At 48.5% G+C, this 13736-nt stretch carries 8 protein-coding genes; 7 read left to right on the top strand and 1 reads right to left on the bottom strand.

The window, feature by feature from the left end; translation table 11 throughout:
- Positions 1-2: 2 nt before the first annotated feature.
- Complete coding sequence (locus tag MMG82_RS05930) at positions 3-944, top strand: acyltransferase (protein WP_037431237.1); 942 nt, start codon at positions 3-5, stop codon at positions 942-944.
- Positions 945-1012: 68 nt separating this feature from the next.
- On the opposite strand, the gene MMG82_RS05935 is transcribed toward MMG82_RS05930, so the two are convergent.
- Positions 1013-1477, bottom strand: a complete 465-nt coding sequence (locus MMG82_RS05935) for a DUF523 domain-containing protein (protein ID WP_047540110.1) — start codon at positions 1475-1477, stop codon at positions 1013-1015.
- A gap of 332 nt (positions 1478-1809) precedes the next feature.
- Here MMG82_RS05935 and MMG82_RS05940 point away from each other — a divergent pair, with 332 nt between their 5' ends.
- The 6 genes from MMG82_RS05940 to MMG82_RS05965 all read left to right on the top strand — a co-directional run bounded on the left by MMG82_RS05940 (position 1810) and on the right by MMG82_RS05965 (position 13733).
- A complete protein-coding gene (locus MMG82_RS05940; RefSeq protein WP_241406604.1) occupies positions 1810-2598 on the top strand; it encodes a GntR family transcriptional regulator in 789 nt (262 codons plus the stop codon).
- 64 nt (positions 2599-2662) lie between these two features.
- Entirely contained in the window at positions 2663-3541 is an 879-nt protein-coding gene (gene prpB / locus MMG82_RS05945) for a methylisocitrate lyase (RefSeq protein WP_037431229.1), read from the top strand.
- A gap of 235 nt (positions 3542-3776) precedes the next feature.
- Positions 3777-4904 carry a 2-methylcitrate synthase gene (gene prpC / locus MMG82_RS05950; RefSeq protein WP_037413722.1) on the top strand — a complete coding sequence of 376 codons (1128 nt, stop codon included), beginning with the start codon at positions 3777-3779 and terminating at the stop codon, positions 4902-4904.
- Positions 4905-4984: 80 nt separating this feature from the next.
- On the top strand, positions 4985-7588 hold the full coding sequence (gene acnD / locus MMG82_RS05955) for a Fe/S-dependent 2-methylisocitrate dehydratase AcnD (RefSeq protein ID WP_172590753.1): 2604 nt from the start codon (positions 4985-4987) through the stop codon (positions 7586-7588).
- Between the two features lie 86 nt (positions 7589-7674).
- Positions 7675-8868 (top strand): 2-methylaconitate cis-trans isomerase PrpF, encoded by a 1194-nt coding sequence (prpF, locus tag MMG82_RS05960; RefSeq protein ID WP_241406605.1) that lies wholly within the window; start codon positions 7675-7677, stop codon positions 8866-8868.
- A 326-nt stretch (positions 8869-9194) separates the two neighbouring features.
- The gene (locus MMG82_RS05965; RefSeq protein WP_241406606.1) at positions 9195-13733 is read left to right on the top strand and encodes an EAL domain-containing protein; all 4539 of its coding nucleotides are present in this window, start codon (positions 9195-9197) and stop codon (positions 13731-13733) included.
- Positions 13734-13736 lie beyond the last annotated feature (3 nt).

The raw sequence follows: 13736 nt of genomic DNA on the forward strand, positions 1-13736 counted from the left end.
CTATGTTGAATTTTCTCCCCGGCCCAGTGCTGTTTATTCTCAGTCTGAGCCTGCTGATCATTAACACCGCCCTTTGGGGAACCTTGGTTTGCCTTGGTGGTTTAGTGAAAATGTTGATGCCAGCTCAAGGCGCACGCAATGCAGTGACCGGACTGATGAATCGTTTTATGTGGGCATGGGCAACCTGCAATGGTGGCATTTTGTATTTGATTGCCAAAATCGAGTGGGATGTTGAAGGACTTGAAGGGCTCAATAAAAACAGCTGGTACTTGCTAATCAGTAACCACCTCAGTGGCTTTGATATTGCCGCGCAAACTTACCTGCTGCGTAACCATATCCCCATGTTGAAATTCTTCCTCAAAAAAGAGCTGATCTATGTCCCTATTATGGGCCTAGGTTGCTGGGCGCTCGATATGCCTTTTATGGACAGAACCAGCCCGGCAAAACTCAAAAAAAATCCGAAACTTAAAGGTAAAGATTTAGCCACCACTCGCCGAGCCTGTGAAAAGTTTAAAAATATGCCCACATCAATTATCAACTACGTTGAGGGCAGCCGCTTTACCGAAGATAAACGCCAGCGCCAAGATTCACCTTACCGTCATTTACTCCGGCCTAAAGCAGGTGGTATTGCCTTTACACTTTCCGCTATGGGTGAGCAATTTACTAACCTACTGGATGTGACGGTAGTGTATCCGGATGCGCCAGACGATGTGTTATTTGGCGTAATGAACGGCAAAGTACGCAAGATTATTGTACGGGTGCGAGCCTTGCCAGTACCGCAGGTCGACGCTACTCGCTACTTTTCAGAATCGGAATATCGGGTCGAGTTTCAGCGTTGGTTAAACCAAGTTTGGGCGGAAAAAGATGATCAAATTGCTGCACTCTTGCAGCAACATCAGCAGCTAACGGATAGTGCCACCAGCACCCACACACAGCTTCACTAATACAGATTAACGAATACAGATTCACTAACGTAAGTGAGTCGATAGCGGGTTAGGCTTACCTAGCCCACTTATTCGACCTCAAGTTGTGCCAGCCTCATTGCCGCTTCTGCTAATTCCGTTTCATTAAACACACTCATACCTGCCGCTAGCAGAAGTTCGGCCGTCATTCCCCGCCCTGCAATTAAATGCTTACTGAAACTGCCATCATAAATGTGCTGATTGCCACAGGAAGGACTACGCGCCTTTAAAATCGCTATCTTAATGCCTTGCTCCTGAGCCAAAGCAAGCGCCTTTTGTGCTCCCAACCTAAAAGCCGCTGTTACATCTTCACCCTGCGCCGTTAGCACTAGATCGCCAACACGCTCGGCCACAGGCCTTGGTGTGGGTAATCCGCCCGCGCATTCAGGGCAAAACGCCACTATCCGCCCTTCTCGTTGCCATCGCTGCATCCACTCGTCTTGCAGCAGATTATGACCGCCGTCATAACGTACCGCCTGCCCAAGCAAACAACTGCTAATGAGGATTTTCTCCATATTGTCCCCCGATGCATTAACCCTATGAGTGCCGACCAATACTTCCTCTGCATTGTACTCAATAAGTCGCAATGGGGTAAAAGCTGTGTTTGATCGCACCATCTGACATCACTCAACACCAAAATTGTCGACAATTACCAATTACGCAATAGAGAAGATAAAATTATCAAAATCAAATAAAATACAAAATAACAAATAAATACAACAACTAATAATTAAAACACCAGAAATGTAGACTTACGTCTAAGTAAACATATTGTTGACAATGGCATTTAACGGGACTATTTTTTACTCATTGTCGACAATCCAGCAATCAACGAGTGATGCGCAGTATGTTGAAGCAAGAGACCATATTCCCAACAGATGACACCCCAAGCTCAGTGGCTCATGCCTCAACCAGCTCAACAACGAAGGTGAAATCCCTAGCCAGCGAAAAATCGTCGACCACCTTAGCCGATCAAATTTTGGTGCAAATACAAACCAGCATCATCAAAGGCGAACTGCCTGCGGGCAGTAAGATCAACGAGCAAGCCCTCGCCGAAAAATACGGCATCAGCCGCGGCCCGACCCGTGAGGCGCTGCAAACCTTAGAAAGACAACGTCTCGTAGTCCGTGCGCCCCATGTGGGTGCCCGTGTTGCTCAACTCACAGTGAGCGAGTTAAACGATTTATATCAATTGCGTAGCGTGCTCGAAGGCATGGCCTGCGAACTTGCGGCCAGCCGTATTACCCCAGAACAATTAGCCAAGTTAGAAGACTTACTCGCGGTGCAAGAAACCGCGCTGGCCAATGGCGATACCTATTTCCAAGAGGAAGGTGATGTCGACTTCCATTATCAAATCATCCAAGCCAGCGGCAATAAACATCTGCAAGAAACCTTAATTGGCGGGCTTTATCATCTGCTGCGGATGTATCGCTATCAGTGCACCAATAAGAACCGCCCAGTAAAAGCCATTGCCGAACACAGACGCATAGTCGAAGCCATTGCCCAGCGTGATGGTGAACTCGCTAGCCTGTTGATGCGTCGCCATATTGAGCAAGGCCGTAAAAATACCGAATTACGCTTGATTGAATTACAAGCTAACGCCGCCGCGAAAGAAACTTTAGCCAATATCAGCTAAGTCGCAGCCCATAAGCATCGAATACTGATCATTCAGTACTTTTTAATTGGATAAGGACAAGACCATGACCCAAAGCGCAGGATTACGTTTTCGCCAAGCTCTTGCTAACTCAAAACCCTTACAAATCGTTGGCACCACCAATGCGTATTTCGCCTTGATGGCGGAACAAACCGGTTTCCAAGCCCTGTATCTATCGGGCGCAGGCGTCGCAAACGCCTCCTACGGTCTACCTGATTTAGGCATGACCTCGATGAATGATGTGCTAATCGATGCCGGTCGTATCACCTCGGCAACTCAACTGCCACTGCTAGTCGATATCGACACCGGTTGGGGCGGCGCCTTCAACATCGCCCGCACCATTAAAGAGTTTGAGAAAATCGGTGTAGCTGCCGTGCACATGGAAGACCAAGTGTCGCAAAAGCGTTGTGGCCACAGACCCAATAAAGCGGTCGTCAGTACCGAGGAAATGGTTGACCGTATCAAGGCCGCCGTCGATGCCCGTACCGATCCTAACTTTGTGATCATGGCGCGTACCGATGCGGTTGCCGTTGAAGGTTTAGAAGCGGGTATCGAACGTGCAAAAGCCTATATCGCCGCGGGTGCCGATATGATTTTCGCCGAAGCCTTAACTGAGCTGGACCAATACCGTCACTTCAAAGCCCAAGTTAACGCACCAATTCTGGCGAACATGACCGAATTTGGCCAAACCCAATTGTTCAACAAAGAAGAACTCGCCGAAGCGGGCGCCGACATGGTGCTTTACCCACTCGGCACTTTCCGCGCCGCTAACCAAGCCGCACTGAAAGTGATGCAAGCGCTGATGAATGATGGTCATCAACGCAATGTCTTAGACACTATGCAGACCCGTACGGATTTGTATAAGTACTTGGGCTACCACGCCTTTGAAGACAAGTTAGATCAATTATTTAGCCAAGATAAGTAAAAGATAAGTACAGACCATGGACGTCAGTAGAAGCTTAGGCTTCGCGTTGTTACTGATACCCAGATGCGAGAGCCGTGACCTCAAATAACGGCTCCTGCATCACCGATATGCTGCAACCCTACATAAGGCTAAAACTCTGTATTTAGTCAACATTTATGCAGCTTTAACCAAAAAGGTAGACGGCTAATATTGAGCCTGTCTGCAATAACCATAGCGTTAACGGAAGGGAAGAATTATGTCAGACGCAAAAAAATTAAGTGGTGCTGGATTACGTGGCCAGAGCGCGGGTGAGACTGCACTAAGTACTGTAGGTGTATCGGGTAGCGGCCTGACCTACCGCGGTTACGATGTAAAAGATCTGGCCGAAAACGCCACCTTCGAAGAAGTCGCCTACCTGATCCTTTACGGTGAGCTGCCCACCACAGCACAACTCGAGGCCTATAAGACCAAACTTAAGGGCATGCGCGGCCTGCCACAGGCATTAAAAGAAGTGTTAGAGCGCATCCCTGCCGACGCCCATCCAATGGATGTCATGCGTACCGGTTGCTCTATGCTGGGTAACCTCGAAGCCGAGCACAACTTTAGCGAGCAAAGCCAAATTGCCGATCGTTTATTGGCGGCCTTCCCATCTATCATCTGCTACTGGTATCGCTTTAGCCACGATGGCGTACGCATCGACACCGAAACCACCGATGAGCAAATCGGCGCTCATTTCTTACACCTGCTACACGGCAAAGCCCCATCGGCGCTGCACGCTAAAGTAATGGACGTTTCGTTAATTCTGTATGCAGAGCATGAGTTTAACGCTTCAACCTTTACCGCTCGTGTGTGTGCATCGACCCTGTCGGACATGCATTCTTGCGTAACTGGCGCAATCGGTTCACTACGTGGCCCACTGCATGGCGGCGCCAACGAAGCGGCGATGGAGCTCATTCAAGACATGAAAGACGAAGCCGATGCCCGCGATGTGCTGATGGGTAAACTCGAGCGCAAAGAAAAGATTATGGGCTTTGGTCACGCTATCTACCGTGATTCAGATCCTCGTAACGCCATCATCAAAGAATGGTCAGAAAAACTGGCCGCAGATTATGGCGATGATCGCCTCTACCGCGTATCGGTCGCCTGTGAAGCCCTGATGTGGGAACAGAAAAAACTCTTCTGTAACGCCGACTTCTTCCATGCCAGTGCTTACCACTTCATGGGCATTCCAACCAAGCTATTTACCCCAATCTTCGTTTGTTCACGGGTAACGGGTTGGGCAGCACATGTGATGGAGCAGCGTTCAAACAACCGCATTATTCGTCCAAGTGCCGACTATGTGGGTGTATCACCACGCAAAGTGGTACCCATTGCCAACCGTTAAGCAAAACTGACCACACTTAGCGCGAGACTTCACTCAATGTGCGTCTCGCGCCAACTTCATTTTCCGAAATGGATGATGTTATGAGCACTGTTATGAACACCCAATATCGCAAGCCTTTACCCGGCACAGCACTCGACTATTTCGATACCCGCGAAGCCATTGAAGCCATTGCCCCCGGCGCCTATGCGAAATTGCCTTACACCTCGCGCGTGTTAGCGGAAAACTTAGTGCGTCGCTGCGAGCCGCAGGCGCTTACCGACTCGCTAAAACAAATTATTGAATCAAAACAGGAACTGGATTTCCCATGGTTCCCTGCGCGTGTAGTGTGCCACGATATTTTGGGCCAAACCGCGCTGGTAGACTTAGCGGGGCTGCGTGATGCGATTGCCGCTAAGGGAGGCGATCCTGCCCAGGTTAACCCAGTGGTTCCGACCCAGCTGATTGTCGACCATTCCCTAGCTGTGGAATATGGTGGTTTCGATAAGGATGCCTTTGCGAAAAACCGCGCCATCGAAGATAGACGCAACGAAGACAGATTCCACTTTATCAACTGGACTCAAAAAGCTTTTAAAAACATCGATGTGATCCCACAGGGCAACGGCATCATGCACCAAATCAACCTGGAGCGTATGTCACCCGTGATCCATGCTCGCGATGGCGTGGCCTTCCCCGATACTTTAGTCGGCACCGACAGCCATACGCCACACGTAGATGCGCTGGGTGTTATCGCCATTGGTGTGGGTGGTCTTGAGGCCGAAAGCGTGATGCTGGGCCGCGCCTCATACATGCGTCTACCCGACATTATCGGCGTTGAGCTAACAGGCAAACCTCAGCCGGGTATCACTGCAACCGATATCGTGCTGGCCTTGACCGAATTTTTACGCGCCCAAAAGGTGGTTTCTTCTTATTTAGAGTTCTTCGGCGAAGGCGCTGAGGCCTTAACCCTTGGGGATCGCGCAACCATCTCGAACATGACGCCAGAATTTGGTGCCACGGCCGCCATGTTCTATATCGACCAACAAACGCTAGACTACCTAACCCTCACGGGTCGTAGCGATGAGCAAGTTAAATTGGTTGAGACCTATGCCAAGACCACAGGTTTGTGGAGCGATGATCTCAAGCAGGCCGAGTACCCACGTACCCTGCATTTTGATCTATCATCGGTAGTGCGTACCATTGCTGGCCCATCGAATCCCCATGCTCGCGTTCCGACTTCAGAGTTGGCCGCGCGCGGCATCAGCGGCGTGGTTGAAAACGAGCCAGGCTTAATGCCAGATGGTGCCGTGATTATTGCGGCCATCACTAGCTGCACCAACACCAGTAACCCACGTAACGTGATTGCAGCAGGCCTGCTGGCACGTAACGCCAATGCCAAAGGCTTAAGTCGCAAACCTTGGGTTAAAACCTCACTCGCCCCTGGCTCTAAGGCGGTACAACTGTATTTAGAAGAAGCCAACTTGCTGCCAGAGCTTGAGTCATTAGGCTTCGGTATTGTCGGTTTCGCCTGCACCACCTGTAACGGCATGAGCGGCGCCCTCGACCCGGTTATCCAGCAGGAAGTGATCGACCGCGATCTGTACGCCACCGCCGTATTATCCGGTAACCGTAACTTCGACGGCCGTATTCACCCTTACGCTAAGCAAGCCTTCCTCGCATCGCCACCGTTAGTGGTGGCCTATGCGATTGCGGGCACCATTCGTTTCGATATCGAGAAGGATGTGTTAGGCCTAGATAAAGATGGCAAGCCCGTTCGCTTAATCGATATTTGGCCAACGGATGCCGAAATCGATGCTGTGATTGCGGCAAGCGTGAAGCCAGAGCAGTTCCGCAAAGTCTACGAGCCGATGTTCGACCTGAGCGTCGACTATGGCGATAAGGTCAGCCCACTGTACGACTGGCGTCCACAATCGACCTATATCCGCCGCCCACCTTATTGGGAAGGTGCATTAGCGGGCGAGCGCACCCTCAAGGGCATGCGTCCACTGGCGGTATTAGGTGACAACATCACCACAGACCATTTATCGCCCTCGAACGCGATTATGATGGACAGCGCGGCGGGCGAATACCTGCACAAGATGGGCCTGCCAGAGGAAGACTTTAACTCCTACGCGACCCACAGGGGCGACCACTTAACGGCCCAGCGTGCGACCTTCGCCAACCCTAAACTCAAAAACGAGATGGCAATTGTCGATGGCAAGGTGAAGCAAGGCTCACTGGCGCGTATCGAGCCAGAAGGCCAAGTGACCCGCATGTGGGAAGCCATTGAAACCTATATGGATCGCAAACAACCGCTGATTATTATCGCTGGCGCTGACTATGGTCAGGGATCATCCCGTGACTGGGCGGCAAAAGGCGTGCGTTTAGCGGGCGTAGAGGCGATTGTCGCCGAAGGTTTCGAGCGTATTCACCGCACAAACTTAGTCGGTATGGGCGTGTTGCCGCTGGAATTCAAAGCGGGCGAGAATCGCGCAACCTATGGCATCGATGGCACCGAGGTGTTTGATGTTGTTGGCAATATCGCGCCACGTGCAGATCTCACCGTTATCATCACCCGTAAAAACGGTGAGCGTGTCGAAGTGCCTGTGACCTGCCGTTTAGATACCGCAGAAGAAGTGTCTATCTACTCTGCTGGCGGCGTACTGCAACGGTTTGCGCAGGACTTTTTAGAGTCAAATCTGAAGTAAGATTCGCGCTAAAAGGCGGCAATGCCGACAAGCTTGCCGCCTATATCGACACGAACCTTTTCGCTATTCCCCTTGGAGTTAATAGCATGAGTAATAAACTTTTCCCGCCCCAGATTAAAGTGGCTGCAACCTATATGCGTGGTGGCACTAGCAAAGGGGTATTTTTCCGTCTGCAAGATTTACCCGAAGCAGCCCAAGTGCCAGGCCCTCACCGTGATGCACTACTGCTGCGCGTCATTGGCAGTCCCGACCCCTATGGTAAACAGATTGATGGTATGGGCGGCGCAACTTCCAGCACCAGCAAGACGGTTATTCTGTCTAAAAGCAGCCAAGCCGACCACGATGTTGACTATCTGTTTGGCCAAGTGTCTATCGACAAACCCTTTGTGGATTGGAGCGGTAACTGCGGCAACTTAACCGCCGCCGTCGGCGCCTTTGCCATCAGCAATGGCCTGATTGATGCTGCGCGCATCCCGCAAAACGGTATCTGCACCGTGCGTATTTGGCAGGCCAATATTGCAAAAACCATTATTGCCCATGTGCCGATTACTGATGGCATGGTGCAAGAGACTGGCAATTTTGAGCTCGATGGCGTGACCTTCCCCGCCGCCGAAGTGCAGATCGAATTTATGAACCCCGCCGCTGACGAAGACGGCGATGGTGGCAGCATGTTCCCAACGGGTAATTTAGTGGATGTACTCGAAGTACCCGGGATTGGCAGCTTTAATGCCACCATGATTAACGCGGGTATCCCAACCATCTTTATCAATGCTGAGGATCTGGGTTACACGGGCACTGAACTGCAAGACGATATCAACAGCGATAATGCCGCTCTTGCCAAGTTTGAGACCATCCGTGCTTATGGCGCCGTACGTATGGGACTTATCACACATATTGATGAGGCCGCATCACGCCAACATACCCCTAAGGTGGCCTTTGTTGCTAAGCCGAAAAACTATGTGTCATCCAGCGGCAAAGCAGTTGCAGCGGAGGAGATCGATCTTCTGGTACGCGCCCTATCTATGGGCAAACTACACCATGCCATGATGGGCACGGCCGCCGTAGCGATTGGTACCGCGGCGGCGATTCCCGGCACTTTAGTCAATCTCGCGGCAGGCGGTGGTGAGAAGGAAGCGGTACGTTTTGGCCATCCTTCAGGCACCCTTCGCGTCGGCGCACAGGCCATGCAACAAAACGGCGAATGGACAGTGACTAAAGCCATTATGAGCCGCAGCGCCCGAGTGCTGATGGAGGGTTTTGTACGCGTGCCCACCGTATAAAACCAGACAACTGATTCGCACCTTCAAGTTGATTGATATCACCCTATCAATAGAGTTCAACCAAAGGCCTTGCTTCTCCCCCTTCCGGCAAGGTCTTTTTTTATTTATCTTCCCTGCGAGCTGCAATATGTTGGCATTCGGTAAAAAATGCTAAACTTGCGTTGGTCACAGCTGATATTGATAAAAACACCTTACGCTATATAAATCTGTGAATAAATTAACCATTATTTTAATTTTAAAACTGAGATCGCGTCAGTCTCATTCTTAACGCGACATTCCTAAAGTAACGTTAATAATACCTCCCAAAATTGGGGAAAAAGTAGGGAATGATAGGGGTAGCTTTGAGTCAACCAATCCTTAGACTAATCGTTAGCGTGCTCTGCATTCTCAGTTTTGTTGCGGTGCTTCCCGCAGGCTTGGCATTACCGCTTAATGCGGCAAATACACTGCTTAAATTTGAGCATATCCGCAGCGAAGAAGGGTTAAACCAAAACACAATCACCAGCCTATTTATGGACAGTGCTGGCATGCTGTGGATTGGCACTCAAGATGGGCTCCATAGCTATAACGGTTACAACTTCAATCTTTTTATCCACTCCCCTAATGATCCTCAAAGTATTTCAGAAAGTTATATCTCGGATATTATCCAAGATGCCCAAGGTTATCTTTGGATAGGTACTTTTAGCCAAGGTATAAATCGGCTCAATTTAAAAACAGGCACCTTTGAACGCATTGGCATAGAACAGGGTCTCACCGATCCCAGGGTCACTAAACTCAATATTGTCGGCAATACGCTGTGGATTGGCACTCAAAGTGGCTTGTTTTCTTTTTCCACAAGAACAAAACGCTTAAGCCAAGTTTCACTAGGAACCAGCATTGAACCCTATATCACCAGTCTTGCCAATGTTGATAACACCTATTTACTCGCAGGAACCAGGGATAATGGTACCTTTGCAGTAAGTGCAAATACGATTACGCGGCTGAATGTGCCGCAGGACGTGATTGCTTATCAGATTAAAGCCAATTCAAGTCGAGCAATTAGCTTAGCGCTTGGTAATCAGCTCTGGCACTATGATCTGACCACTCAACAAGGGACTATCATCTGGCAAGCAGAACATAATGTTCCCTATATCAAAGATTTTGTTCAAACATCCCAAGGACAATTCTGGGTTGTCGGACCTGAAGCTGGTTTAATACAATTAGAAAGAGAGGCGGATCAATTCGTTGCCACTTATCATAAATTTGATCCCAAACGTACAAACAGTATCAGTGAAAACAATATCTTATCCCTGCTAGAAGATCCTTTTGGCAATCTATGGCTCGGCGCGAGTTATTCTGGATTGAATAAGATCAACACTCGCCGTCAATATTTTCAGCATCTGTTTGAATATACGACCGAATTACCTCAACAGAGCAATAATGTCCGTAGCCTTTACCGCAGCCAAGATCAGGCTCTGTGGATAGGAACAGAAGGCGCTGGCCTTAAGCGGTTAGCACGAAATAGTAAAACATATGAAAACTACAGCACTTTTTTTGTCAAGGCATTAGGGTTAGGGACTCAATACTTAAACCTCACTCTGCGCTCGATTATTCAAGATAAGCAAGGCGTCCTCTGGTTTGCCAGTAACTATGGACTAGGGCGTCTGGCTCCAAACGGTGAATTTAGCCTACTTAATGTTGCAGATAGCAAAGACACCTCAGCAGAAGCGAACTATATCCGCAGTCTAGAGTTAGATGATCAAAATAGGCTCTGGGTAGCGACATCCCATGCGCTATATCGGAAATCCACTGTAAATGATGAATTTACGCCTGTTTCGCTAACAGGCATTGAAAATTTTCACCCTACACAAAACCTGTTACTCACCCTTAGGGCCAATAATAATATTCTGTGGATTGGTTCGCTCAATGGACTAGTAAAATTAGATATGCAAACAGGGCATGGCGACGTTTTTTACCATGACCCCCATGACAAAAACAGCATTATCAATAACCGCATTAGGGATATCTTAGTCGCAAATAATGGTGATGTTTGGTTTGCGACCCACGGTGGCATTAGTCGGCTATCGTATCAAACCTTATTGCCCATTTTTAGTAATTATACCCGTGAACAAGGCCTACCCAGCGATACGATTTACGCTCTGCTGGAGGACGATGAGCATCATATTTGGTTCAGTAGCAATGCCGGTATTGGAAAATTAAACCCTACCAATAACAAAATTATCAATTTCAACGAACAGGAAGGCTTACAGGCACTGGAATTTAACGGTGGTGTAAAACTTAAAGACAGTGATGGCGATCTCTGGTTTGGCGGAATTAATGGCATCAATCGCTTTAACCCTAAAATCCTACCTGACAAAAGGGGTGAAGCGAAAGTAGCACTCACCGCATATAAAATTGCCGGCCAAAAACAGACAATTTTAGATCTGAGTCATCCGCCGAAAATCGTAATGAACTACGCCGATCAATTAGTGAGCTTTGAAATCACTTCACTGGATTTTAGCTATACAGGAAAAAATCGCTTTAGTTATTTCCTCGAAGGATTTGATAACCATTGGCACGATTTACCGACAGGCAATGAAATCACCTTCACTAATATCGATCCAGGCAACTACGTGCTCCATGTGCGCCATTCACTTGAATACAACCGTCAAGGTGACTATACGCTTTTGGTCGATTTAACCGTCGATGCACCTTTTTATCGCACCGAATTGGCCTATGCGCTTTATATTCTACTGACACTGACTCTACTGATATGGATAGTAAAATGGCGCAAACAAAAACGTCGCCAACAACAAGAGTTTGAAACTAGCATTCGTGCATCTGAAGAACGGCTTAAACTGGCGCTTTGGGCTTCGGGCGACGGGATGTGGGACTGGAATATCCAAGAACAACAGGTTTACCGGACGCATACAGATATACCTGTCCCTCAATGGAACCGTCACCATCTACTGCACGACAATGCTCATCCTGAAGATAGGGAAAGATTTAGGCACGAGTTAGCCGAACACCTACAAGGACGCACTCCCTTCTTTGAAGTGGAATACCGCATTGAGCATTCGCCCAACAAATGGGTTTGGATCCTTGAGCGGGGTAAAGTTGTTGAAGCTAATGGGCAAGACCATCCCATTCGTATGACGGGCACAACTCGGGATATTACCTCGCGCAAGCTGATCGAAAACGAACTGGTACTCTCCTCACAAGTGCTAAATAGCATGAATGAAGCCGTCGTGGTGGCAGGATTAGACTATCGAATCCGTTCGGTAAACCCCGCTTTTAGCAATATCACTGGTTATTCAGAGCGGCAGATTAGTGATAAATACTTAATTCACTTAGCCTACAGTAGAAAACAACGGGATCTGTTTAATAGCATTGAACAGCAACTACTACGCCATAAACATTGGGCGGGAGAAATTTGGATCCGCAATAAGGCCCGTAGAGCAATTTTGGTGTGGCTCGAGATAAATCAAGTAATTGACGTAAAAGGTGAAACTAGCCACTTTGTGGCGGTATTTACTGATATTACAGAGCGCAAAAAGGCCGAGGAGGATTTACGTTTCCTCGCTAGCTTTGACACGCTCACAGGGCTGCCTAATCGAACCTTATTCCAAGACCGGCTTAATCACGCGATATCTCAAGCACATAGATCGAATAATATTGTCGCCCTACTGTTTTTAGACCTCGACCGTTTTAAGCACATTAACGACTCTATGGGGCACCACATTGGCGATCTATTACTCAAAGCAGTGGCCCATAGGCTGCAAAATGCCGTCCGCGAAGGAGATACCGTAGCCCGCTTAGGTGGTGATGAATTTACTATTATTCTAGAAGGTGTGGCGAAAACTAAAGCGGCGACGTTAATTTCGGAAAAAGTGCTCAAAGCCTTTCAAGCGCCCTTCTTATTAGAGGACAAATCCCTCACGATCTCCACTTCGATAGGTATCAGTCTCTATCCTAATGATGCTGTAGATGTGGATTCGTTAATTAAATTTGCCGATACCGCCATGTACCATGCTAAGGCTCTCGGGCGAAATAACTTTCAGTTTTACACCAATAAACTCAATGAGATGGCGACTCGCCATATGCTGCTCGAAACGGGATTAAAACAAGCAATCGCCCACAATGAGTTAAGCTTGGTGTATCAACCTAAGTTTTGCCTACGCAATGGATCTCTGACAGGGCTTGAAGCACTACTGCGCTGGCAGCATTCAGAATTAGGCCCCATTTCTCCCGCCGAGTTTATTCCCCTCGCGGAAGAAACAGGCATGATCAATCAAATAGGCCATTGGGTGATTAATCACGCTTGCCAACAACTGGCCGAATGGAATGAGTTAGGTTTTAGCGATATCACCATGGCCGTTAACTTGTCAGCTAGACAGTTAAAGGCCGATATTATCTCAACCATTGAAGTAGCCCTTGCGGTATCAGGACTTCCCGCCCAGGCTCTTGAGTTGGAGCTAACTGAATCGATGATCATGGGCAACCCACAGGAGTCAGTTAATATCCTCTCAAAACTCAAAGCATTAGGCTTAACCATCGCTGTCGACGATTTCGGTACAGGCTATTCAAGTTTGAGTTACCTTAAACGTTTCCCTATCGATACCTTAAAAATTGACCGCGAGTTTGTGCGCGACATAACCAACGACCCCGATGATGCGGCCATTACCAGCGCGATTATTGCTCTCGCCCACAGCCTAGAGTTAAATGTGGTGGCAGAAGGAGTTGAAACTCAAGAACAACTTAACTTCTTGGCGCTGCAAGGCTGTGATCAAGTCCAAGGCTTTCTGCTGAGTAAACCGCTGAGCGCCAAAGATTGCCAAACACTTTTAATACAACAGATACAAAAGCGGCAAGACGAAAAAGAATAAGGC

Source organism: Shewanella sp. MM_2022_3, assembly GCF_022557375.1.
Classification (GTDB): domain Bacteria; phylum Pseudomonadota; class Gammaproteobacteria; order Enterobacterales; family Shewanellaceae; genus Shewanella; species Shewanella xiamenensis.

Bases quoted from the DNA above. Each gene is read 5' to 3' on its own strand.
- acnD (WP_172590753.1), top strand. From the start codon at position 4,985: ATGAGCACTGTTATGAACACCCAATATCGCAAGCCTTTACCCGGCACA.
- prpC (WP_037413722.1), top strand. From the start codon at position 3,777: ATGTCAGACGCAAAAAAATTAAGTGGTGCTGGATTACGTGGCCAGAGC.
- MMG82_RS05940 (WP_241406604.1), top strand. From the start codon at position 1,810: ATGTTGAAGCAAGAGACCATATTCCCAACAGATGACACCCCAAGCTCA.
- MMG82_RS05965 (WP_241406606.1), top strand. From the start codon at position 9,195: ATGATAGGGGTAGCTTTGAGTCAACCAATCCTTAGACTAATCGTTAGC.
- MMG82_RS05935 (WP_047540110.1), bottom strand. From the start codon at position 1,477: ATGGAGAAAATCCTCATTAGCAGTTGTTTGCTTGGGCAGGCGGTACGT.
- prpF (WP_241406605.1), top strand. From the start codon at position 7,675: ATGAGTAATAAACTTTTCCCGCCCCAGATTAAAGTGGCTGCAACCTAT.
- MMG82_RS05930 (WP_037431237.1), top strand. From the start codon at position 3: ATGTTGAATTTTCTCCCCGGCCCAGTGCTGTTTATTCTCAGTCTGAGC.
- prpB (WP_037431229.1), top strand. From the start codon at position 2,663: ATGACCCAAAGCGCAGGATTACGTTTTCGCCAAGCTCTTGCTAACTCA.